The sequence below is a fragment of the Denitromonas iodatirespirans genome (assembly GCF_018524365.1).
Classification (GTDB): Bacteria; Pseudomonadota; Gammaproteobacteria; order Burkholderiales; family Rhodocyclaceae; genus Nitrogeniibacter; species Nitrogeniibacter iodatirespirans.
Genome location: NZ_JAEKFT010000011.1, coordinates 78962 through 100481, shown reverse-complemented (window position 1 = coordinate 100481; position 21520 = coordinate 78962). Strand labels below are relative to the sequence as shown.

Genomic DNA, 21520 nt, shown 5'->3' with positions numbered 1-21520 from the left:
CCTCGTCGCTGCGGGACAATGCCACCCCAGTGAACCCCGGCGGGATGCTGTCATGCGATTGCGCTTTACCAAGATGCACGGGCTGGGCAACGACTTCATCGTGGTCGATGCCACCCGCGCGCCCTTCGAACTGACGCCCGAGCGGATCCGCTTCCTGGCGGACCGCCATTTCGGCGTCGGCTGCGACCAGCTGCTGGTGGTCGAGGCGCCGACCCAGCCCGGCGTCGACTTCCGCTACCGTATCTTCAATGCCGATGGCGGCGAAGTTGAGCAATGCGGCAACGGCGCGCGCTGCTTCGTGCGCTTCGTGCACGACCGCAAACTCACCGACAAGACGCATATCCGGGTCGAAACCCAGGCCGGTCTGATCGAGCCGAAGCTCGAAGCCGACGGCCAAGTCACCGTCAATATGGGCGCGCCGCACCTGGCACCGGACGACATCCCGTTCGACGCCGACAGCGATGCCGTCGTCCAGCCCCTGTCGCTGGGCGATGTACGGGTGCTGATCACCGCCGTGAGCATGGGCAACCCCCATGCCGTGCAGGTGGTGGCCGATGTGGACAGCGCGCCGGTGACGGTGCAGGGGCCAGCCATCGAAAACCATGTGCGTTTCCCCGCGAGGGTCAACGCCGGCTTCATGCAGGTGGTCGATGCCCATCACATCCGCCTGCGCGTGTGGGAACGCGGCGCCGGCGAAACCCTGGCCTGCGGCACCGGCGCCTGCGCGGCGGTGGTGGCCGGCATCCTGCGCGAACTGCTGGTCAGCCCGGTACGGGTCGACACCCGCGGCGGATCGCTGAGCATCGCCTGGGCCGGGCCGGGGTCGCCGGTCTACATGACCGGCCCGGCCGTGACGGTGTTCGACGCCGAGATCGAACTGGACTGAAGGCGCCGCAAGCGGCGCGAGGAGCACACCCGAGATGAACACCGATGACATCGTCCGTTTTCTGCAGGACAACCCGGACTTTTTCGAACGCAACGGCGAGCTGCTCGGCTCCCTCTCCGTAGCCCATCCGCACAACGGCCAGGCCATTTCCCTGGCCGAGCGGCAGCTGCATGCCCTGCGCGAGAAGATCCGCCAGCTCGAAGTCAAACTCACCGAGCTGATCCGCTTCGGCGAAGAGAACGACGAGATCAGCGAAAAGGTGCACCGCCTGGTGCTCGCCCTGCTCGATGCCGACAGCTTCGAGGCGGTGCGCGACGCGGTGTTCAGCCACTTGCGCGAAGACTTCTCCGTGCCGCATGTGGCGATCCGCATCTGGAACAGCGTCCTCACCCGCGAGACCGTCGAGTTCGCCCCGGTGTCCGAAGACGTGCGCTTCTTCGCCGGCGACATGCGCCGCCCCTATTGCGGCAGCCCGGCCCAAGTCGAGATCACCGACTGGTTCGGCGAAGCCGCGCCGCATGTGCGCTCGGTGGCCCTGGTGCCGCTCCAGCGCGACCGGCGGGTGTTCGGCCTGCTGGCCATGGGCAGCGAAGACGCCGAGCGCTTCTACGCCGAGATGGGCACGCTGTATGTGAGCCGCATCGGCGAGATGGTCAGCGCCGCGGTGCAGCGCCGGCTCGGCTGACATGATCCTAGAAACCGCAGTTGACCGCTTGAGCATGTTGCCAAGGGGCTGACATATGCGAGAAATCCCGGCTCCGAGGCCGATCGCCCGTCCGGTGAGAGCGCTACGCACCCGATTGCACGTCTGGCGGGCCGCCTGGCCGCGTTGCTCCTCCTTACAGCGTGCAGGCTGTACGTCGTCCCGCCTTGTCCACCCGCTCGCCGGGCCGCCCCAAGAGCGGGTGCAGCCCCCTCGGGGGGCAGCGAACGAAGTGAGCGTGGGGGCCTGCCCTCATCCCGCCAGACGCACACTCGGCCGCGTCCAACTACGGTTTCTAGGATGATCGACGGCGGCGCCCCGTCGCCCTTCGACCGGCCGGTCGAGGCCTATCTCGACTACCTCGCCAGCCAGCGGCGTGCCAGCGCACACACCCTGACCAGCTACCGGCGCGAACTGCGCAAGCTGGCCGACCTGGCCGGGCCGGTCGATCCGGCCAGCCTCACCACTGCCCAGATCCGCCGTTTCGCCGCCCGCCTGCATGGTGCCGGCCTGTCGCCGCGCTCGGTGGCGCGCGCCTTGTCCGCCTGGCGCGGCTTCTTCCGCTGGCGGGTGCGTCACCAGGGCGCGACCGACAACCCGGCCGACGGCATTCGCCCGCCGCGCGCGCCGCGCACCCTGCCCAAGAACCTGTCGCCCGACGCCATGGTCGGCCTGCTCGATGTGTCGCCCGACGACCCGCTCGACGTGCGCGACCACGCCATGTTCGAGCTGCTCTACAGCGCCGGCCTGCGCCTGGCCGAGCTGTTGGCGCTGGACGTGGATCGCGGCGTGGATCGGGCCTTGGGCGAGGTGACCGTCACCGGCAAGCGCGGCAAGACGCGCATCGTGCCCGTCGGCCGCGCCGCGCTGGACGCCCTCGAGGCCTGGCGGGCCGTGCGAGCCGGCATCGCGCCGGCGCAGGAGACGGCCTTGTTCGTCACGCGCCAGGGCACGCGCCTGTCGCAGGCTGCAGTGCGCAGCCGGCTCGACCGCTGGGTGCGCCGCCATGGCGAGGGTAGCCATGTCCATCCGCATATGCTGCGCCACAGCTTCGCCAGCCATGTGTTGCAATCGAGCGGCGATTTGCGCGCCGTGCAGGAGATGCTCGGCCATGCCAGCATCCGCAGCACGCAGGTGTACACCCATCTCGATTTCCAGCACCTGGCCAAGGTGTACGACGCGGCCCACCCGCGTGCCAAAAAGCGCGGCCAGGACGACTGAGGCTCAGCGCTTCGGCGGTTTTGCGCGCGGCGCGTGGCGTGCCATCAGCGCGAAAAAGCGTGCATAGAATTCCGGATCGCTGATCGTCTGGGCGCCGACCTTGATCAGCGAGTCGGTGCTCGAACTCTAGGGCGTGTTCACAGTAGATCCATCAGTCCCGCTCGCCTGCCTTGGTACCCAGTGCAAGGCGTGCCGACGTGGCCTGGGTGGCCCCCAGGCGAGGAGGCGCAACGCTGCAATGGGCGCCAAGGCAGGCGAGCCCTTCGGGTTGGGCCCGAATGCGCCCGCTACCGCGTTGCGCTCCTTGCTCAGGGGGCCACCCTGAGCGGCGTCGCACGCCTTGTATCGGACGCATTCGGGCCCAACGGGACTGATGGATCTACTGTGAACACGCCCAAGGGCCGTGAAATCGAGCCCAGACGCGACACGCTGAGGCCCGCGCTCGACGCATTTTCCTTCAGCTCGTAGTAGGTCTCGACGGCATTGGCGTAGGCCGTGCTGGTCCCCCGGCCAGTGCCGGTGCAGACCACCACGAAGCTCAGCTCCAGGTGCTCGTCGTCATCGGGCTGAAAGGTCTTCATGGCGTCGATGACGTCGCGCTTGGCCGAGTGGACGGCATACCCCTGGCTGAGCAGCGCCAGCCGTGCCGCCTCGCAGGTCGCCTCGACCGTGGTATCGAAGTGCGCCACATACGGCGAGTCCGACGAAAAACGCTCGTCGCCATAAACGCTCGGCCCGCCGCTGGCCGTGAGCCCTGCCAGCGATACTGCCAGCAGGCAGGTGCGTGATGTGCTCATGTGCCCTCCTCGCAAGCGAGCGGCTAGTGGTTTCATTTTATGTCGCCATGCCGGGGCGCGCCGCCAAGGAATGCGCACTGGCCAGCCCACCGGCCCGGGCGCTGCGCCGTGGCCGAACGGCCAACTGGCCACAATCGGTCTCGCCGCGTACACTCGCAGGCTTTTGCTGCCCTCAACCGACCCATGGCTCAGCTCATTCTCAAAGCCGGCAAGGATCGCGCCCTGCTGCGCCGTCATCCCTGGATCTACGACTCCGCCGTGGCGCAGCTGGACGGCCGGGCGCGTCCCGGCGACACGGTGACGGTGCTGGCCGACAGCGGCAAGGTGCTGGGCAAGGCGGCCTGGTCGCCGGAGTCGAAGATCCGCGCACGGATGTGGACCTTCGACCCCGACACGACGGTCGACCATGCCTTCTTCAAGCGCGCGGTGGCCGCCTCGGTGGCACGGCGCCAGACGCATCCGGCGCTGGCGCGGCAGGACGGCCTGCGCCTGATCCACGGCGAATCCGACGGCCTGCCCGGCGTGGTGGTCGATCGCTACGGGCCGGTGGTGGTGATGCAGCTGACCAGCGCCGGTGCCGACAAGTGGCGCGACGCCATCGTCGCCGCGCTGGTGCAGGCCACCGGCTGCGTGGCGGTGTACGAGCGCTCCGACTCCGATGTACGCGCTCGCGAGGGCCTGGCAGCCGTGACCGGCTGCGTGTATGGCGAATTGCCGGCCGATCTGTCGATCGTCGAAAACGGCGTGCGCATGGCGGTGGATGTGGTCGGCGGGCACAAGACCGGCTTCTACCTCGACCAGCGCGACAACCGCCGCCTGACCGGTGAGCTGGCGGCCGGGCGACGGGTGCTCAACTGCTTCTGCTACACCGGCGGCTTCTCGCTGCAGGCGCTGGCCGGCGGCGCGACATCGGCGCTGTCGATCGACTCCTCCGGCCCGGCGCTGGCCACCGCCGCGGCCAACCTGGCGCTGAACCCGCAACTCGACGCCAGCCGGGCCGAATGGCGCGAGGCCGATGTGTTCGCCGCGCTGCGTGAATTGCGCGATGCCGGCGAGCGCTTCGACATGATCATTCTCGACCCGCCCAAGTTCGCCCCCTCGGCGGCGCATGCCGACCGCGCCGCGCGCGCCTACAAGGACATCAACATGCTCGGTTTCCGCCTGCTGAACCCGGGCGGGCTGCTGATGACCTACTCGTGCTCGGGCGGCATCGGTATCGAGCTGTTCCACAAGATCATCGCCGGTGCGGCGGCCGATGCCGGGGTGGACGGACGCATCCTGCACCGCCTCTCGGCGGCGCCGGATCACCCGGTCGGCCTGTCGGTGCCGGAAGGCGAGTACCTCAAAGGGCTGACCTGCCAGGTCGGATAGCGCGCGCGTCGTCGCCGTCGGCCCGGACCGGTTGTTTGCCGCCGGGCCCACGCCGCTATACTGGCCGTGAAATGCTCGATTGACACCGTGATGGGCGCAGCCCGGTGTGCCGAAAGACGTGACAGGGAGATGCATGATGGATCAGACCGGCTGGAGTGTGGTTGTTGTTGTAGCGCTGGTGGCGTTGGCCGTGGGTTTCCTGATTGGGCGCATGATGGGCAGTGCCCGGCAGCGCGTGGTGGATCTGCAGCTGGAGCTGGATCGCCAGAAGACCGAGCTGTCGGACTACAAGCAGGAGGTCGAAGCCCATTTCGACAAGACCGCCTCGCTGTTCGTGTCGATGGCCGGCTCGTACAAGGATTTGTTCGACCACCTGTCGTCGGGCTCCGAGCGGATTTCCGCAGGCCCCGCACGCAAGCGCTTCCGCGAGCGGGTCGATGCCTTGCTGCTGGGTGATGACGACGGCCGTCCGAAGCTGTCGGCCGCGGCGGCGGGTGCCGCGGCCGCAGCCTCGGCGCAGGCGGATGCCTCCGACGATGCCGACGACTCCGATGACGCAAGCCCGGGGGTCGGCGAGGTGACCTGGGGGCCCGAGGCCGATGCGATACCGCCCTCGGCGCCGGCCGGCGAGCCGCGCGGTCGTGACGCCGCAGACACCGAGGATGACCCGGCGGACCGCCGCGAAGAGGCGGGCGCCGCTGAGGCGCCCGCTGGCGACGACACTACCGCGGCCGAGCGCGCGGCCGACGGCGAAGACGCCCCGGCGCCGGACGCGACCAAGCACAAGGCCGATTGAAGGGCCGGGGCGGCGGCCATCCCGGCCGCGCCCGCAGGGGAGCAAGACATGGCCTTCGTGTTCGAAGAGCTGGATTTCCAGCACACGCCGCTGGGCGACATCAGCCTGCGCCGGCGGGCCGAGCCGCGGCTGGCGGGGCGCATCGTGTACGAGGTCAAGCTCAACGACGATTTCCTGATGTCCAGCCTGTTCACCGAGTCCGAAATCCAGCTGGCCCGGCTCGGCCTGGCGCCGCTGTCGGGCGCGTTGGATGTGGTGGTCGGCGGTCTGGGTCTGGGCTACACGGCGATCACCGCGCTGGAAAATCCGGCCGTGCGCTCGCTGCGTGTGATCGACGTGATGCAGCCGGTGATCGACTGGCATCGCCAGGGGCGGGTGCCGCTGGGCGAGGCGCTGGTGGCCGACCCCCGCACCACCTTGATGCAGGCCGATTTCTTCGCCGTGGCGGCGTCGCCCGACGGCAGCTTCGATCCGGCCGCGCCCGAGGCCAAGGTGCATGCGGTGCTGCTGGACATCGACCACTCGCCGCGGCACTGGCTCAACCCCGGCAACCAGGCCTTCTATGGCGAGACGGGTTTTCGCCATCTGGCGGCCAAGATCCACCCGGGCGGGGTGTTCGCGGTGTGGTCGAACGACCCGCCGGATGCCGATTTCACGCGTCTGCTCGGCAGCGTCTTCGTCGATCCCCAGACCCATGTCGTGCCCTTCCCGAACCCCTATACCGGCGGTGAATCATCGTGCACGGTGTATGTGGCGCGCACGCCGGCCGGCTGAAACCACGGCGCCGGTGCGACGGAAATTTGCGTTATCTCAAGGTGTTGGGCACCGCAAGTGCGGATGATCGGCGGACGCGGTCGGCGATAGGTGCCGGCCGTCCGGCAAACCCCTGAGAGAGAATCGGACATGAACCCAAGCAACGTCTATCCGTTCGACGCCCGCGGCGTGGCCAAGCGCTTCCGCCATGCGTCGATCTTCGGTGCGCTCGAGTCCCTCGCCGATGGCGAGACCATGCGCTTTGTGAACGACCACGACCCGCTGCCCCTGCTGGGCCAGATCCAGCAGCGCTACGGCAACCAGGTCGGCATCAACTATGTGACCCGTGAGGCCGGCGAGATCGTCATCGACTTCACCATCCAGCTCGGCGCGCAGAACGATGCGCCGGCCGAATCGGCGCCCGGCCAGGGCGGCGGTTGCGGCGGCGGCGGGGGTGGCTGCGGTTGCTCGGGCGGCTGATTCCGAGCTGCCGTGTCAAAAAAAGCGCGCCCTTCGAGGCGCGCTTTTTCGTTGACCGCCGGGTCGGCTCAGTAGGGCGTCAGATGGCTTTGCGGCGCCGTCTGCGGCTGGGCCTGACCGAAGTAGCCTTCGGTGTGGATCATGTCGTCGGTGGCGCCGAGCGCCCGCGCGGCGGCCACGCAGTCGGCGACGAAATCGGGGCTGCCGGCGATGAAGACGCTGTGTTTGGACAGATCCGGGAACTGCTTGGCGAGTATCTGCGGGATCCGCCCATGCAGCATGCCCTCGCAGGTCTCGCGGGTCAGCGTCGGGCGGTAGGTGAAGTTGCGGTGCTTGGTTTCCCAGTACGTCATCAGGCCGCCGTCGTAGAGGTCGGCGCGCTCGCGGGCGGAGAACACGAGGTCCACCGGCTTGCGGTAGCCGCGACGCAGCGCCGCCTCGGTCAGCGACAGGATCGGCGCCAGGCCCGAGCCGGCGGCCAGGCACAGCACCGGCGATTCCACGGCCGGGTCGCCGATGAAGGTGCCGTAGGCGCCCGAGACCTTGACCACGTCGCCGATGGCGAGTTTGTCATGCACCCACAGGCTGGTCTGGCCGTCGTCCACGCGGCTCACCTGCAGCACGATCTCGCCGTCGGGGCGCGGGGCGTTGGCGATCGAGTAGCAGCGCGGCGGCGCGCCGTCGCGTTCGCTGCCGAGGGTCACATACTGACCGGGCCAGAAGCGCATCGGCGGGCCGACCGGGCGCAGGCGCAACTCGACGATGCGCGGCGTGCGCGGAATGCGGTCGGTGACGACGAAGCGTTGGTTCTCGCGCGGCGGAAACAGCTTGGGCTTCGCGTCTTCGGTGCCCCACTCGATGACCAGTTCCTCGGACAGCGGCTTGGCCATGCACATCAGGCCGAAGCCCTGTTTGCGTTCGTCCTGCGACAGTGCCATGTCGAGCACCATGCCTTGGTCGAAGTTGCCCGACACGACCTTGACCTTGCATTCGCCGCAGGCGCCGGCGCGGCAGTTGTTGGGCAACGCGTAGCCGGCCTTTTCGAGGGCGCCGAGCACGGTGTCGCCGGCGGCACACGCCACTTCCCGGCCGGAGGGATGCAGGCGGATTCGACTCATGGTGGGGTCTCCTGTTGAAGCGTGAGCGGGTCGCCGCCTGCGCGACGACCCGTCGGTGGCCAGACGGCGCTCAGAACACCGGGATGATGTCGTCCATGTCGACCTGGGAGATCTCCTGGCCCGAAATGCCCACTTCCGGAATCGCCGGGAAGGGGATGTCGTAGCGGTCGAGCACGCCCTTCAGGTTGAGCATGGCGTTCTTCCAGTTCTCTTTCTTGGCCTCGTAGGTGGGAATGCCGAAGCCCGCGCCGCGGGCGACTTCCTCGGCCTCGCGCTGCACCTCGATGAAATCGGCGGGCAGATCCCAGAATTCCATCGGCGGCTCGAACAGCACGGCCGAGAGGAAGAGGTAGCCGGCGCGGATCTGCTTGGTGACGATGGCGCGATCCTCCGCCGGCAGCTTCGGATAGTCGCGCTCCATCAGCGCCATGCAGATGGCCATGTGGCGGCCCTCGTCGCGGCCGATGTTGCGGAAGGCTTCCTTGAACACCAGTTCGCGGGTGTTGTCATGCATCTGCTTGAAGATGGTGGCGGCGGCGATCTCGCCCATCAGGAAGGAGCTGAACAGCACGGCCAGGCTGTACTTGGGCACCGCCTTCTTGTAGCCCGTCCAGTAGCGCCCGCCGTTGAAGTACAGCCAGTGGGCGTTTCTCTGCAGCTTCTTGCCCAGCGCGGTTTTCGGCGTGTAGGTGAGCGGATCCGGATGCTCCAGCAGACGGGTGATGGCCAGGCCGCACATCTGCTCGTGGTTCTGCTCGTCGCGCGTCACCGAGAAGAAGCAGCGGCGCACCGGGTCTTCTTCATGGTCTTCGTAGCACTTGATCAGCGCCTCGGCAAAGACCGGGGGCGCCGATGCGTCGAAACAGGACAGCAGGGTCCACCAGTAGGCGATGGCTTCGCGCTCCTCCCAGCTGTAGCTCTCGACATCGAAAGTGTCCCAGGCCAGCTGCTTGGGATCCCAGTTCTCGCGCTGGGCGGCGTCCCAGACTTCTTCCATCTTGGCGGTGTGCGCGTTCCATGACAGCGGGAACACATTGGGCTGCTCGGTGACCGGCGGCAGCGCCATGGTGTGGGCGATTTTTTCCTTGTGCATTGACTGTCTCCTCCTGACGATGCGGGCGTCGTCGCAGACGGCGTCCAGTAGCTGCCAGCCAGCGTCATGCGCGCGGCGGCGGAATCGGCTTCTTGATGCAGGTCAAGAGGTTAAACATTAACCGACCGGTCGGTCAATGTTTAAATTTCAAGAAATGACGAACGGCGCTGTGTGGCCGGCCGAGCCGCCGACTCAGAACGTGTGAATCAATCGACTGCGCGCCCCGATTGCCACGTTGTTCACTCGCTCACGCCTCGCCGATCTCATTGATATGTCTCGTCGTTCGCTCGCGTAATTGCCAAGTGCGGCCTTGCACTCGGCACTGCTCGCGACGATTCCTTCACACGTTCTCAATGGGTTTGCGCGGCGCTGCGCGCGGGGGCGCGGTAGTCGGGATTCAGCCCGACCTCGGCGTTGATGAAGGCCGCAGTGAACAGGGCGATGCTCAAGGCAATGAGCACGAAGTGCCGGATGTGCCAGGCGCGGTCTGCGCCGGCCGGCATCCCCCGGGCCATGCGTTGCATGAAACTGATGCCGGCCGCGCACAGGCACAGCAGCGCGCCGGCCAGCAGGCGGGCGGAGAGCCCGCTGAAGTGCGTGGCCAGGGCCAGGTTGAAGCGGTTGGGCAGATAGAACTCGCCGCGCATCAGCAGCCAGAGGCCGGCCATGCCGCAGAGCATGACCGCAAACAGCGACAGCGTGCGCATCATGACGCGGCGCGGTCTCCTGCGGCGAGGGCGGCGAGCACCGGCTCGACCAGCGCATCGCCGAGCTGCTCATGCGCATGGGCGTCCAGATGCACGCCGTCGGTCGCGCTGCTGTGGATGACGCGGGCGGCGTCGAAAAAGGCGCAGCCGGTGTCGTGGGCGACCTGTGCCAGCGCCTGGGAGAGCCCGGTGCACTTGACGTCGCCGTCGCGGAATTTTTCGGCCATGGTGCCGGCCGGGATACCGATCGGCGGCGGCGCGACGATGAGGATCGGCGGTACCGGCATCTCCGGTTCGATCGGCGCCTTGCGGATGGTGTCGACAATCGCGGCGACGCCCTGGGCCGAATGCCAGGCCTTGAGCGGATGCATCGACTGGAAGTCGTTGTTGCCGAGCATCAGGATGACGAGGTCGAGCGGGCTGTTCACCTCGATGCGCTGGGCCAGCCCATCAATACCCTTGCGGCCGGCCTTGAAGGGGTCGTCCCACACCGTGCGCCGGCCGTTGAGGCAGTCCTCGATGAGGCGCACGTCATGGCCGGCCTCGCGCAGCGCGATCTCCAACCGGCCCGGCCAGCGCACCGGAAATGGGTGCCGCTGCCGGGTGCCGGGGATGATGCCCCAGGACAAGGAATCGCCGTAAACCAGGATCTGCTGCATGTGTGTGTCCTCGTTGTGAGTGTCAATCGCCGCCGCAGCCGCTGCCGCATCCGCCGTCCGAATCGCCGCCACAGCCGCTGCACCCGCCGCCGCAACCGATGTGTCCGGCACAATATGCGCCGCTCCCGGCCGCGCCGGCCTTCATGCAGTCGAGCTGGTAGCGGAAGCCGTCGCTCAAGCCTAGCGCCGCGTCGATGGCAAACAGGCGCGGCAGGCGGGTGGGCAACTTCGGGTCGATGCCCTCGTGGCCGCAGGCCAGCCGCCAGACGCGCCGCAGGCCGCGTTGTGCCTGGGTTGGCGAATCCATGGCTTCGGCCGGCACATGGTGCAGGAAGCGGCCCAGGCCCTGGCGGCAGAAGGCCTGGTAATTGCGGGTGAACAGGATGAACTCGTGCCAGGCGTCGTCCACCGCTTGCGACGGCATCGACAGCTTGCGTCGGCCGGCTTTGCGGTTGATCTGGAACCAGTCGCGCAGGCCGGCGAAAACGTCGCTCCGCTGCGCGGCATCGAGCTCGGGGCGCCGGGCGGCGAGGCGCTTGTCGAGCAGGCGCTGGAAGTCGTAGTCGGCGATGAACTGGTCGCGCCCCTGGGCCACGCTCTTGCGCCAGACGATCACGCCGAGCAGGGCGGCCACGGCGCTGCCGAAGAGCAGGGGGACGGTGACGTCGGGCATCGCTCAGCTGCCGAACAGGTCGGCCGCCTTGCCCGGCGGCGTCAGGCCGAAATGCTGCCAGATGGCATGGGTGGCGATGCGCCCGCGCGGGGTGCGCTGCAGGTAGCCTTGCTGGATCAGGTAGGGTTCGAGCACGTCCTCGATGGTGTCGGGCGACTCGCCGATGGCGGCGGCGATGTTGTCCAGCCCGACCGGGCCGCCGCCGAACTTTTCGAGCACCGCGCCGAGCAGCTTGCGGTCCATCAGATCGAGGCCGAGGCCGTCCACATCGAGCATCGACAGCGCCGCGTCGGCGACCGGCGAGGAGATGTGCCCGTCGGCGCGCACCTCGGCATAGTCGCGCACCCGGCGCAGCAGGCGGTTGGCGATGCGCGGCGTGCCGCGGGCGCGGCGGGCGATTTCGAGCGCGCCGGCGTCGTCGATGTCGACACCCAGCAGACCGGACGAGCGGCTGACGATGGTGCGCAGCTCGTCGGCGGTGTAGAACTCCAGCCGCGAGACGATGCCGAAGCGGTCGCGCAGCGGGTTGGTGAGCATGCCGGCGCGGGTGGTGGCGCCGACCAGGGTGAAGGGTGGCAGGTCGAGCTTGACCGAGCGTGCCGCCGGCCCTTCGCCGATCATGATGTCGATCTGGAAGTCTTCCAGCGCCGGGTAGAGGATCTCCTCGACCACCGGCGACAGGCGGTGGATCTCGTCGATGAACAGCACGTCGTGCGGTTCGAGGTTGGTCAGCAGTGCGGCCAGATCGCCGGCGCGCTCCAGCACCGGGCCGGAGGTTTGGCGCAGATTGACGCCCATCTCGGCCGCCACGATATGCGCCAGCGTGGTCTTGCCCAGCCCGGGCGGGCCGAACAGCAGCACATGATCGAGCGCCTCCGAGCGCCGCCGCGCGGCCTGGATGAAGATCTCCAGCTGCTCGCGGATCTTCTGCTGCCCGACATAGTCGGCCAGCCGCTTCGGCCGCAGCGCGCGCTCGATGGCGTCTTCCTGCTTGCCCGCCGTCTGTGGCGCGATCAGCCGCTCGGTGCTGGCCTGGAGTTTGTCGGTTTCGATCATGGCGGAAGTTTAACTGATCGGTGTGCCGCTGCATCCCGTTGGCGTCGGACGCGGGGGCACGATTCGTGCCGTCCGCGGGCCTGGCGTCAAAGCGTCGAGCTGGTCGTTACGGTGTAGGACATGTAGCGCACCGAAAATGGCAGGTGCGGGAAGTGCTGGATGTCGCCGGGCTGGAAGCCGAGCCGGGCATACCAGGCTTGGAGTTCGAGGTGTTCGCCGATGACGCCGATGCTGATGGTGCGGATACCGGCGTCGCGCGCCAGGCGGATGATGTGATCGACCAGGCGTGCGCCGGCGCCGGCGCGGCGATACGCCGGCAGGACCGACAGCCGGTTGAGGTAGGCCAGGTCGGGGCGCGGGCGTTCAAAGGCGACGCATCCGAGCGGCCGCCCATCCGCTTCGAGAATGTAATACCGCTCGCCGCGTGCGAGATCGGCCGCGATCCATGCGTCGGTGCAAAACGAGGGGTGCTTCGGGCAGTTGCCCGCATGCAGCCCGAATCTGGCCGCGACATCCTTATTGGATTCGCTGACCAACATGGCCAGCGTGGCCAGGTCGTCATGGGTGGCATCTCTGATCTTCATGGGGTATCCAGGGGGGGCGTTGGCGGGGAGGGTGTCGTCAGCGCCGGCGCGATGCTAGGCGACTTCCGGTCGCGGCGCCGCCTTGCGGACATAGACCGTCTTCTCCACCCGCGCGCACACCTCGCCGTCGGCATCGACGACCTCGACGGTGAACACCGGCAGATGCTTCTCGCCGTCGGCGGTGGCCTCGCGCACGGCGGCGAGCCTGGCGTCGTCGAGCACGAAGCGGACCGTCACCGTGCCCTTGGCCGGGTGCAGGAAGTCGATCTTCGCCGCGCGATCCCACACCACGTAGCCTCTGCCCAGGCGGTGCATCAGCATCAGCATGTAGAACGGATCGGTCATCGAGAACAGCGAGCCGCCGAAGTGGGTGCCGACGTAATTGCGGTTGAACAGGCCCATCTTCAGGGCGACCACGATCTCGCTGAAATCGGGCGCGATGTGCTGCACGCGGATGCCGGCGCCGAGGAATGGCGGCCACAAGTTGATGCCCCACTTGAACAGGCGCGGGCCGACCCGGATGTTGCGCAGGAAGCCCTGTCGCGGTGGCGACGATGCGGTGGTGCGCATCAGGGCTTGGCGAGCAGCTTGAGCGCCTGGCGGATGCCGTCGGACACGCCGGCGTCGTCGGCTAGGCCTTTCATGGCGCCGAGCGCTTCCTTCTCGTTGTAGCCGAGGGCCATCAGCGCGTTGAGGATGTCGCTGCGCGCATCGGGGGCGGCGGCCGTGTCGCTCGGCGCGAGGCCGGCGGCGACGGTGGGCAGGGCCTTGCCGAGCTTGTCCTTGAGTTCGAGCAGCAGGCGCTCGGCGGTTTTCTTGCCGATGCCGGGGATCTTCACCAGCCGGCCGGCTTCCTGCAGGGCGATGGCCTGGGCCAGATCGCCGACCGACAGGCCGGAGAGCACCGCCAGCGCAGTGCGCGCGCCGATGCCGGAGACCTTGATCAGCTGGCGGAAAACGGCGCGTTCTTCCTCGCTGCCGAAGCCGTAGAGGAAATGGCCGTCTTCGCGCACTGCGAGGTGGGTATGCAGGCTCACCGCCTGGCCGGTGGCGGGCAGGTGGTAGAAGGTGCTCATCGGCACATCGACTTCGTAGCCGACGCCGCTCACATCGACGAGGATTTGCGGCGGATTCTTTTCCAGCAGGGTGCCACGCAGGCGTCCGATCATGAAGTCGCGCTCAGTAGTCGGCGGCCTGGAAGGCCGGCAGGGCCTCGGCCTTGGCCGAAAGGGCGGCCAGTCGAGGATAGTGGGCCGGATCGACGATGCCGGGCAGCTTGGTCTGGGTAAAGCGCCAGGCCACCGCCGTGGTGACGTCGGCCTGGGTGATCTCGTTGCCGCACAGCCAGGGGCTTGCGCCAAGTTCCGCTTCGAGCATGTCGTAGCTGGCGAGCAGTTGCTCGGTGACGCGACCGGTCCAGTCGAGCCAGCGGTGGACCTCGGGGCGCACGCTGGTTTCGTAGTAGCGCTGCACCGAGCGGTCACAGGCGGCCAGGGCCACACTGGTCAGGCGCAGGCAGCGTTGGCGCGCGGCGGGGTCGGCCGGCGTCAGCCGGTCTTTGGGGGCGGCGAGGGTTTCCAGGTACTGCAGGATGATCTGACTTTCGACCATCACGGTGCCGTCGTCGAAGACCAGGGTCGGCGCCTTGACCAAGGGGTTGAGCGCGCGGAACTGGTCGAACTGGCGGAAGACGGAGATCTGCTCGTGATCCAGCGCCAGATGCATCAGGTGCGCGGACACCACGGTGCGGCGCACAAAAGGGGAGTCGAGCATGCCGATCAGTTTCATGGCGAGCAATGAGGCAAATCAAACGGGCGTTTATTGGCGCGTGAACCGGGTGGCGATGTCAAGCAGGCTGTCGACCACCAGGATGCCGCCGTCGCGGATGTCCTCGGCCGGCGCCAGCAGGTCGGGCACCATCACCACGTGCATGCCGGCATCGCGGGCGGCGCGCACGCCGGCGTTGGAGTCTTCCAGCGCCAGGCAGTGCGCCGGCGCCTGGCCGAGCCGCTCGGCGGCGGCCAGGAAGATATCCGGCGCCGGCTTGCCGCGCGCCACCTCGTCGCCGGCCACCACCACCTGCACCCGCGCCAGCAGGCCGACCGCGTCGAGCTTGGGCAGGGCGCGGCTGCGCCGGGTCGACGTGGCCACGGCGCGCGGCAGGCCGGCGGCATCGAGCGCGTCGAACAGCTCGGTGACGCCGGGCTTGAGCGGGATCGTTCCGGCGGCGATCACCGCCTCGTAGCGCTTCCCGAACTCGGCGCGGTGGGCCTCGAGCGGGTAGTCCTCGCCGAAGGCGCCCTTGAGCAGGGTTTCGTGCTCGCGCGAGTTGAGGCCAATCATCTGCATCGCCACTTCGTGGGTCCACGGAATGCCCAGGTCGAGGCTGACCTGACGGCCGATGGCATAGGCGATGCGCTCGCTGTCGAGCAGCAGGCCATCCATGTCGAAGACCACGGCGCGCAGGCCGTCGGTGGAAATGTCGTTCATCGTGGGGTGGCGGAGGTGTCGGTCGGCATGGTTTGAGGTGGGCGAGCGCTGTGTTGCAGGGGGGCCAGTGTATCGGATGCGGACGGTGGTGGCCGCTGCCCGCTCATAGCGCCGCACCGAACAGGCGGCCGATGCCGGCGGTCAGCGCCATCGCCAGCGCCCCCCAGAAGGCGACGCGCAGGGCGGCATGGGCCATCGGGGCGCCGCCGGCGCGTGCGCCCAGCGCCCCCAGTGCGGTGAGCACCACCAGCGAGGTGACGGACACCATCGGCAACAGCAGCGGTGCCGGTGCGAGAGCGGCGGCGGTCAGCGGCAGGGCGGCGCCGACGGCGAAGGCGGCGGCCGAGGTCAGCGCGGCCTGCACCGGCCGGGCGCTCAGGGTCTGGGTGATGCCCAGCTCGTCGCGGGCATGGGCGCCGAGCGCGTCATGCGCCATCAGCTGGCGGGCCACCTGGTTGGCCAGCGTGGGACTGAGGCCGCGCTGGATGTAGATGGCGGCCAGCTCCTGGTGTTCGTGGATCGGGTGGGCGTCCAGCTCGGCGCGCTCGCGGCGCAGATCGGCCGCTTCGGTGTCGGCCTGGGAGCTGACCGACACATACTCGCCGGCGGCCATCGACATGGCGCCGGCCACCAGCGCGGCTACGCCGGCGATCATCAGGGCGTCGCGGCCGGCGTCGGCAGCGGCCACGCCGAGCAGCAGGCTGGCGGTCGACACGATGCCGTCGTTGGCGCCGAGCACTGCGGCGCGCAGCCAGCCGGTGCGATGGCTGTGGTGGGTTTCGGGGTGGTAGCGTCTGCGGGCCATGGTGCCTCCGCGCGGGGTTCAGGACGCCGCCGCCTGCGGCGCGACCCTAGAGCAGCACGATGTCGTACTGCTCTTGAGTGTAGCTGGCCTCGGGGTGCAGCGAGATGGTCTTGTCGATGAAGTCCGACAGCATGGCCAGCGATTGCGACTCTTCGTCGAGGAACAGATCGATGACGTTCGGCGCGGCCAGCACGCGGAATTCGCGCGCGTTGTATTGGCGTGCCTCGCGCAGCAGTTCGCGCAGGATCTCGTAGCACACGGTGCGCGCCGTGCGTACCTCGCCGCGGCCTTCGCAGGTCGGGCAGGGTTCGCACAGGGTGTGGGCCAGCGACTCGCGGGTGCGCTTGCGGGTCATCTCCACCAGCCCCAGCGCGGTGAAGCCGTTGACCGTCATCTTGGTGTGGTCGCGTTCGAGCGAGCGGCGGAACTCGGCGAGCACCGCCTCGCGGTGCTCGGGCGTTTCCATGTCGATGAAGTCGATGATGATGATGCCGCCGAGGTTGCGCAGGCGCAGCTGGCGGGCGATGGTCTGCGCCGCTTCGAGGTTGGTCTTGAAAATGGTGTCGTCGAAGCTGCGCGCACCGACGAAGCCGCCGGTGTTCACATCGATGGTGGTCATCGCCTCGGTCTGGTCGATGATCAGGTAGCCGCCGCTCTTGAGCTCGACCCGGCGCGCCAGCGCCTTCTGGATCTCGTCCTCGACATTGTGCAGGTCGAACAGCGGGCGCTCGCCGGTGTAGTGGGTGATCAGCGGCAGCACCCGCGGCATGTATTCCTTGGCGAAGGCGGTGAGCTTGAGATAGTTCTCGCGCGAGTCGACGATGATGCGCGAGGTCGAGTCGGTGACCAGGTCGCGCAGTACCCGCTGGCCGAGGGTCAGGTCCTGGTACAGCACCAGCGGCGGTTTGGCGCCGGCGGCGCGGCTCATGATCTCCTGCCACAGCTTGCGCAGGTAGGCGATGTCGGTGGCCAGCTCCGCGTCGCTGGCTTGCTCGGCCATGGTGCGCACGATGAAGCCGCCGGCTTCGGATTCTCCCATCAGCCGGGTGAGGCGCTCGCGCAAGGCCTCGCGGCCGGCTTCGTCCTCGATGCGCTGGGAGATACCGATGTGCTTTTCCTGCGGCAGATACACCAGCAGCCGGCCGGCGATGCTGATCTGGGTCGACAGGCGCGCGCCCTTGGTGCCGATCGGGTCCTTGAGCACCTGCACCATCAGGCTCTGGCCTTCGGTCAGGATCTTTTCGATCGGGCGGGCATGTTCGCCGTTATGGCGGTCGCTCCAGATGTCGGCCACATGCAGGAAGGCCGTGCGCTCCAGGCCGATGTCGATGAAGGCCGACTGCATGCCCGGCAGCACCCGCACCACCTTGCCCTGGTAGACATTGCCGACGATGCCCCGGCTGGCGGTGCGCTCGACATGCAGCTCCTGCACCACGCCTTGCTGCATGAGGGCGGCGCGGGTTTCCTGCGGGGTGAAATTGATCAGAAAGTCTTCGGTCATTGAGAGGTCGGCCAAGCAGATGAATTCAGGGAGCGAGGCCGAAGCGGCCGAGCAGCTCGGCGGTCTCGAACAGGGGCAGGCCCATGATGCCGGTGTAGCTGCCCTCGATATGCTCGACGAACATCGCCGCGCGCCCCTGGATGCCGTAGGCGCCGGCTTTGTCCATGGGTTCGCCGGTGGCGATGTAGCGGCGGATGTCGTCCTCGCCCAGCGTGCGGAAGCGCACGCGGTTGGTGTTGAGCCGATGCTCGATGCGCTGATCGTCGCCCAGGGCGACGGCGGTGAGCACGGTATGCGTGGTGCCGGACAGGGCGCGCAGGATCTCGCGGGCATGCGCGGCGTCTTCCGGTTTGCCGATGATCCGGCCCTCGAGCGCGAGCGTGGTGTCGGCGGCGAGCACCGGCCGGGCGGGCAGGTGGCGCCAGTTCACACGCTGCAAACCGCCTTCGGCCTTGGCCAGGGCGACGCGCTGGACGTAGTCGTCCGGCGCTTCGTTCGGATGCGGCGTTTCGTCCACATCCTGGTCGAACCGGGTATCACCGCGGAACACCAGCACATCGAAGCGCACGCCGATCTGGCGGAGCAATTCGCGACGGCGCGGGCTGTTGGAGGCGAGGTAGATGGATGTGTGCATGGCGGCGGTCGATGACGATCTGCGCCATTTTACGGGATTCGGGCCCCGCCCGGCCGATGATGGACCTTGACCGGGCAGCCTAGGGCCGGTTTCAACCGGCCGGGATACCACGGCGGTGTCGGCGGCTTGAACCCGCCCTATTCCCGATGGTAGGGGTGATTGCGGGTCAGGCTCCAGGCGCGATACAGCGCCTCGGCCAGCAGCGGGCGCACCAGGGCGTGGGGCAGGGTCAGGCCGGAGAGGCGCACGGTGTCGTGGGCGGTGGCCTTGAGGGCGGGGTCGAGGCCGTCCGGGCCGCCGATGATGAAGGCCACGTCCTGGCCGTCGGCGAGCCAGCGCTCGAAGCGCTCGGCCAGCTTGCGGGTGGTCAGCTCAAGGCCGCGCTCGTCGAGGATCACGCGGTGGCAGCGCTCGGGCAGCGCGGCTTCGATGCGGGCGGCTTCGGCGGCCATCATGGCCGGCACCGTCTTGCCGGTGGTGCGCGGCTCGGCCTTGACTTCGAGGAGTTCGATCGATGCCTCGCGCGGCATGCGCTTGGCGTAGTCGTCGTAGCCCGCGCTGACCCACTCGGGCATGCGCGTGCCGACGGCGACGATCAGCAGTTTCACGGCTTGCTGGGTTTGGGGTGGCTCGGCGTGGCCTTCCAGAGTTCTTCGAGGTTGTAATAGGCGCGCACGGCCGGTTGCATGATGTGCACGATGATGGTGCCCAGGTCGACCAGCACCCAGTCGCCCCCGTCTTCGCCTTCGACACTGTTGACGGCGCCGCCGGCTTTCTTCACCTCGTCCTGCACATTGCGCGCGAGGGCGCGGGTCTGCCGGCCGGAGTTGCCGCTGGCGATGATCATGCGGTCGAACAGCGCAGTCAGCTTGGTGGTGTCGATGACTTCGATGTTCGTCGCCTTGACGTCTTCGAGCGCGTTCACGACGGTTTGTTGGAGTTGGTCGAGTTCCATGGGGTCAGCTATAGAGGGAGTGCGCCGCAATATAGTCGAGAACCGGAGCGGGGAGCAAATAACGGACGCTGTGCCCCTGGGCCAGCAGTTCGCGGATGTGGGTGGCCGAAATGGCCAGCGGGGTCATGTCGAAAGACAGCAGACCACCGGCTGGCGCGGCGCGCAGCTGATCGGGGTGCTTCAGCCGGCGCCCCCGGCAGGCGGCATCGAGCTCGGCCGACAGCACCGCCGGCCAGCGCCGGCCGTGCGGCGCGTAGCCGGGCCGGTTGGCGACGGCGATATGGGCCAGGGCGAAGAGCTTCTCCCAGCGGTGCCAGCCGGGCAGGCCTTCGAAGGCGTCGGCGCCGAGGATCAATACCAGCGGCCGCTCGGGGCCGACCTGCGCCCGCAGGCGTTCGAGGGTGAGCACGGTGTAGCTCGGGCCTTCGCTGCGGACTTCGCTGTCGTCGACTGTCAGCAGCGGGTTGTCGGCTACCGCCAGCCGGGCCATGGCCAGGCGGTGTTCGCCGGGGCAGCGCGGGGTGTCGCGGTGCGGCGGTTCGCCGGCCGGGATCAGGCGCAGCTCGGCCAGGCCGAGGGTTTCGCGCGCTTCTTCGGCCAGGCGCAGATGGCCGATGTGGATCGGGTCGAAGGTGCCGCCGAGCAGTCCGATCGGGCCGTCAGGCATGGGCGGTGTGCGGCACGTCCTGGCCGAAGATGTCGAGCGCGTTGGGCAGGAAGGAGGCGAAGACGATGGGAATGGTGATCAGCGGCAGCGGCACGGTGAGCAGGCTGGCCAGCGCCGGCGAGCCCTGTGCGATCACCGAGATCAAGAGCGCCGGCCCGCCCAGCACCAGGAAGAAGATCCCCAGCACATACAGGCTGAAGGCGCCGAAGCTGCGCCAGCAGGCGATCAGGCTGAAGAACATGGCCTTGGGCGCCGACAGGCCGCACCAGCCCACCAGCATGGCGGCGAACCAGTAGGCCATCATCAGCGGGGTGGTCAGCAAGGTGCCGAAGAGCGAGGCGCCCATCAGCCCCGGCGTGGCCATGGTGGCTTCGTCGAGGGCTTGGTTGCCGACCATGATGCGCAGCAGGGCGCCGCCGTCGATCAACGCGGTGGCGGCCAGCGCCAGCAGGGTGCCGGTGAGGTAGAGCCCGCCGACCGTCACCAGGCCGCCGACATTGCTCTTGAAGCCCGACAGCAGCACTTCGGGGCCGGCCTTGCGCCCTTCGTGAATCGCCAGCATGCCGTTGAGCACGCCGAGCGAGATGATCGGCAGGATCAGCGAGGCGACGGCCTGGCCGATCAGGGGAATGACGCTGAGCAGCACCAGGATCAGCAGATAGCCGAAGGTCAGGTAGGTGACCAGCGCCGGGCTGCGCTTCCACAGGCGGAAGCCGTCGACCAGCCAGGCGAAGCCGCGGGTGGGGTTGCGTTTGTACGCTTGCATGTCAGAGAGATCCTGCGGGCGGCAGTTCGGGCCGCTCGCCGAAGGTGTCGCGCCAGGCGGCGTGTTGGGCGCCGGCCACCACCGGCACCAGCACCAGCATGCCGAGGCCGGCCGGCAGCAGGGCGAGCCAGGCGAGTACGTAGAGGCACAGCGCCAGCACGAAGAAGGCGGGCAGGTTGCGCAGGCAGGCCATGGCCGAGTGGCGCAAGGCAGCCAGCGGCTCGGCCTGGTGGAAGACGATCAGCGCCGGGGCGTACCACAGCGCCATCATCAGCCCGAGCCACAAGGCCATGAAGACGATGCTGGCGAGCATCACGCCACCGACGGTCAGGCCGGCGGCGGCCAGCGGGCCGATCAGTGCGCCGGTGAGCGCGGCGCTGCTGCCGATGGCGGCCGCGACGAAGGCGGTGAGCAGGCCGCCGACCAGGTAGCAGATGCCGAGCATCACATGCTGGCCGGCATTGCGGCGCAGGCCGTCGAACAGGCCGTCGATGCGGACCGGCCGCCCGGCGGCGGTGTCGTCGGCCACCGTCAGCAGGCCGGCGGAGAGCACCGGCAGGCCGACCAGGCTGATCGCCCAGCCGACCAGCGGCACCAGGCCGAGCGCGGCGAGGATCAGCACGAACAGCAGGGCGATGATGGCCCAGCGTGCCGGGTCGCGCAGGAACAGCTGCCAGCCGTGTGCCAGCCAGGCCAGGCAGGCGCCGGCCGGGAGCTGGCGGGCCGGGGGCAGGGCGGGCGGGGAGACGGGGTCGGTCATGCGCGTTGGCGGTTGGGCGTGAGGCGGTATTGTCGCGTGTGACCG

General features: G+C 68.5%; 27 protein-coding genes and 1 pseudogene. 7 read left to right on the top strand and 21 right to left on the bottom strand.

Features of this window, described 5'->3' with window-relative positions:
- Window positions 1–52: 52 nt before the first annotated feature.
- From dapF to xerC, 3 genes are all read left to right on the top strand, one after another.
- On the top strand, window positions 53–886 hold the full coding sequence (gene dapF / locus I8J34_RS11735) for a diaminopimelate epimerase (RefSeq protein WP_214361595.1): 834 nt from the start codon (window positions 53–55) through the stop codon (window positions 884–886).
- A 34-nt stretch (window positions 887–920) separates the two neighbouring features.
- The gene (locus I8J34_RS11730) at window positions 921–1571 is read left to right on the top strand and encodes a DUF484 family protein (RefSeq protein ID WP_214361594.1); all 651 of its coding nucleotides are present in this window, start codon (window positions 921–923) and stop codon (window positions 1569–1571) included.
- Window positions 1572–1889: 318 nt separating this feature from the next.
- Window positions 1890–2810 carry a tyrosine recombinase XerC gene (gene xerC, locus I8J34_RS11725; RefSeq protein WP_214361593.1) on the top strand — a complete coding sequence of 307 codons (921 nt, stop codon included), beginning with the start codon at window positions 1890–1892 and terminating at the stop codon, window positions 2808–2810.
- A gap of 3 nt (window positions 2811–2813) precedes the next feature.
- On the opposite strand, the pseudogene I8J34_RS25100 reads toward xerC, so the two are convergent.
- Together I8J34_RS25100 and I8J34_RS11715 are read right to left on the bottom strand one after the other, a co-directional pair.
- Window positions 2814–2924, bottom strand: a pseudogene (locus I8J34_RS25100) (DUF2242 domain-containing protein); the annotation flags it as partial.
- Window positions 2925–3118: 194 nt separating this feature from the next.
- A complete protein-coding gene (locus tag I8J34_RS11715; RefSeq protein WP_214361592.1) occupies window positions 3119–3607 on the bottom strand; it encodes a DUF2242 domain-containing protein in 489 nt (162 codons plus the stop codon).
- Between the two features lie 183 nt (window positions 3608–3790).
- Between I8J34_RS11715 and I8J34_RS11710 the strand changes: the two genes are divergently transcribed.
- From I8J34_RS11710 to I8J34_RS11695, 4 genes are all read left to right on the top strand, one after another.
- Complete coding sequence (locus I8J34_RS11710) at window positions 3791–4978, top strand: class I SAM-dependent rRNA methyltransferase (RefSeq protein WP_214361591.1); 1188 nt, start codon at window positions 3791–3793, stop codon at window positions 4976–4978.
- 133 nt (window positions 4979–5111) lie between these two features.
- Window positions 5112–5774, top strand: a complete 663-nt coding sequence (locus I8J34_RS11705) for a Z-ring associated ZapG family protein (protein ID WP_214361590.1) — start codon at window positions 5112–5114, stop codon at window positions 5772–5774.
- Between the two features lie 48 nt (window positions 5775–5822).
- The gene (locus tag I8J34_RS11700) at window positions 5823–6548 is read left to right on the top strand and encodes a polyamine aminopropyltransferase (protein ID WP_214361589.1); all 726 of its coding nucleotides are present in this window, start codon (window positions 5823–5825) and stop codon (window positions 6546–6548) included.
- 129 nt (window positions 6549–6677) lie between these two features.
- Window positions 6678–7007: a DUF2249 domain-containing protein gene (locus I8J34_RS11695; RefSeq protein ID WP_214361588.1), complete on the top strand. Its 330-nt coding sequence runs from the start codon at window positions 6678–6680 to the stop codon at window positions 7005–7007.
- A 68-nt stretch (window positions 7008–7075) separates the two neighbouring features.
- On the opposite strand, the gene I8J34_RS11690 is transcribed toward I8J34_RS11695, so the two are convergent.
- The 19 genes from I8J34_RS11690 to I8J34_RS11600 all read right to left on the bottom strand — a co-directional run bounded on the left by I8J34_RS11690 (window position 7076) and on the right by I8J34_RS11600 (window position 21475).
- Window positions 7076–8125 carry a 2Fe-2S iron-sulfur cluster-binding protein gene (locus I8J34_RS11690; protein ID WP_214361587.1) on the bottom strand — a complete coding sequence of 350 codons (1050 nt, stop codon included), beginning with the start codon at window positions 8123–8125 and terminating at the stop codon, window positions 7076–7078.
- Window positions 8126–8195: 70 nt separating this feature from the next.
- Window positions 8196–9218: a diiron oxygenase gene (locus I8J34_RS11685; protein ID WP_214361586.1), complete on the bottom strand. Its 1023-nt coding sequence runs from the start codon at window positions 9216–9218 to the stop codon at window positions 8196–8198.
- 350 nt (window positions 9219–9568) lie between these two features.
- The gene (locus I8J34_RS11680; protein WP_214361585.1) at window positions 9569–9928 is read right to left on the bottom strand and encodes a hypothetical protein; all 360 of its coding nucleotides are present in this window, start codon (window positions 9926–9928) and stop codon (window positions 9569–9571) included.
- Complete coding sequence (locus I8J34_RS11675) at window positions 9925–10584, bottom strand: SGNH/GDSL hydrolase family protein (protein WP_214361584.1); 660 nt, start codon at window positions 10582–10584, stop codon at window positions 9925–9927. The genes I8J34_RS11680 and I8J34_RS11675 overlap by 4 nt, the downstream gene beginning before the upstream one ends.
- Window positions 10585–10606: 22 nt before the next feature.
- The gene (locus tag I8J34_RS11670) at window positions 10607–11257 is read right to left on the bottom strand and encodes a glycine-rich domain-containing protein (RefSeq protein WP_214361583.1); all 651 of its coding nucleotides are present in this window, start codon (window positions 11255–11257) and stop codon (window positions 10607–10609) included.
- A 3-nt stretch (window positions 11258–11260) separates the two neighbouring features.
- Window positions 11261–12313 (bottom strand): Holliday junction branch migration DNA helicase RuvB, encoded by a 1053-nt coding sequence (gene ruvB / locus I8J34_RS11665; protein ID WP_214361582.1) that lies wholly within the window; start codon window positions 12311–12313, stop codon window positions 11261–11263.
- 86 nt (window positions 12314–12399) lie between these two features.
- Window positions 12400–12897: a GNAT family N-acetyltransferase gene (locus I8J34_RS11660; RefSeq protein WP_214361581.1), complete on the bottom strand. Its 498-nt coding sequence runs from the start codon at window positions 12895–12897 to the stop codon at window positions 12400–12402.
- A gap of 54 nt (window positions 12898–12951) precedes the next feature.
- Window positions 12952–13467 carry a DUF4442 domain-containing protein gene (locus I8J34_RS11655; RefSeq protein ID WP_214361580.1) on the bottom strand — a complete coding sequence of 172 codons (516 nt, stop codon included), beginning with the start codon at window positions 13465–13467 and terminating at the stop codon, window positions 12952–12954.
- Window positions 13467–14066 (bottom strand): Holliday junction branch migration protein RuvA, encoded by a 600-nt coding sequence (ruvA, locus tag I8J34_RS11650; RefSeq protein ID WP_214361579.1) that lies wholly within the window; start codon window positions 14064–14066, stop codon window positions 13467–13469. The genes I8J34_RS11655 and ruvA overlap by 1 nt, the downstream gene beginning before the upstream one ends.
- 10 nt (window positions 14067–14076) lie before the next feature.
- Entirely contained in the window at window positions 14077–14685 is a 609-nt protein-coding gene (locus I8J34_RS11645; RefSeq protein WP_214361578.1) for a glutathione S-transferase family protein, read from the bottom strand.
- A 30-nt stretch (window positions 14686–14715) separates the two neighbouring features.
- Window positions 14716–15387 carry an HAD family hydrolase gene (locus I8J34_RS11640; RefSeq protein ID WP_214361577.1) on the bottom strand — a complete coding sequence of 224 codons (672 nt, stop codon included), beginning with the start codon at window positions 15385–15387 and terminating at the stop codon, window positions 14716–14718.
- A gap of 103 nt (window positions 15388–15490) precedes the next feature.
- On the bottom strand, window positions 15491–16192 hold the full coding sequence (locus I8J34_RS11635) for a VIT1/CCC1 transporter family protein (protein WP_214361576.1): 702 nt from the start codon (window positions 16190–16192) through the stop codon (window positions 15491–15493).
- Between the two features lie 46 nt (window positions 16193–16238).
- The gene (gene rng / locus I8J34_RS11630; RefSeq protein WP_214361575.1) at window positions 16239–17693 is read right to left on the bottom strand and encodes a ribonuclease G; all 1455 of its coding nucleotides are present in this window, start codon (window positions 17691–17693) and stop codon (window positions 16239–16241) included.
- Between the two features lie 25 nt (window positions 17694–17718).
- Window positions 17719–18327 carry a Maf family protein gene (locus I8J34_RS11625; protein ID WP_214361574.1) on the bottom strand — a complete coding sequence of 203 codons (609 nt, stop codon included), beginning with the start codon at window positions 18325–18327 and terminating at the stop codon, window positions 17719–17721.
- 137 nt (window positions 18328–18464) lie between these two features.
- Window positions 18465–18935 carry a 23S rRNA (pseudouridine(1915)-N(3))-methyltransferase RlmH gene (gene rlmH / locus I8J34_RS11620; RefSeq protein ID WP_214361573.1) on the bottom strand — a complete coding sequence of 157 codons (471 nt, stop codon included), beginning with the start codon at window positions 18933–18935 and terminating at the stop codon, window positions 18465–18467.
- Window positions 18932–19282, bottom strand: a complete 351-nt coding sequence (rsfS, locus tag I8J34_RS11615) for a ribosome silencing factor (protein WP_214361572.1) — start codon at window positions 19280–19282, stop codon at window positions 18932–18934. The genes rlmH and rsfS overlap by 4 nt, the downstream gene beginning before the upstream one ends.
- Window positions 19283–19286: 4 nt before the next feature.
- Window positions 19287–19949, bottom strand: a complete 663-nt coding sequence (nadD, locus tag I8J34_RS11610) for a nicotinate-nucleotide adenylyltransferase (protein ID WP_214361571.1) — start codon at window positions 19947–19949, stop codon at window positions 19287–19289.
- Entirely contained in the window at window positions 19942–20715 is a 774-nt protein-coding gene (locus tag I8J34_RS11605) for a BPSS1780 family membrane protein (RefSeq protein ID WP_214361570.1), read from the bottom strand. Before I8J34_RS11605 ends, nadD begins: the two co-directional genes overlap by 8 nt.
- Before the next feature lies 1 nt (window position 20716).
- A complete protein-coding gene (locus I8J34_RS11600; protein WP_230411802.1) occupies window positions 20717–21475 on the bottom strand; it encodes a BPSS1780 family membrane protein in 759 nt (252 codons plus the stop codon).
- Window positions 21476–21520 lie beyond the last annotated feature (45 nt).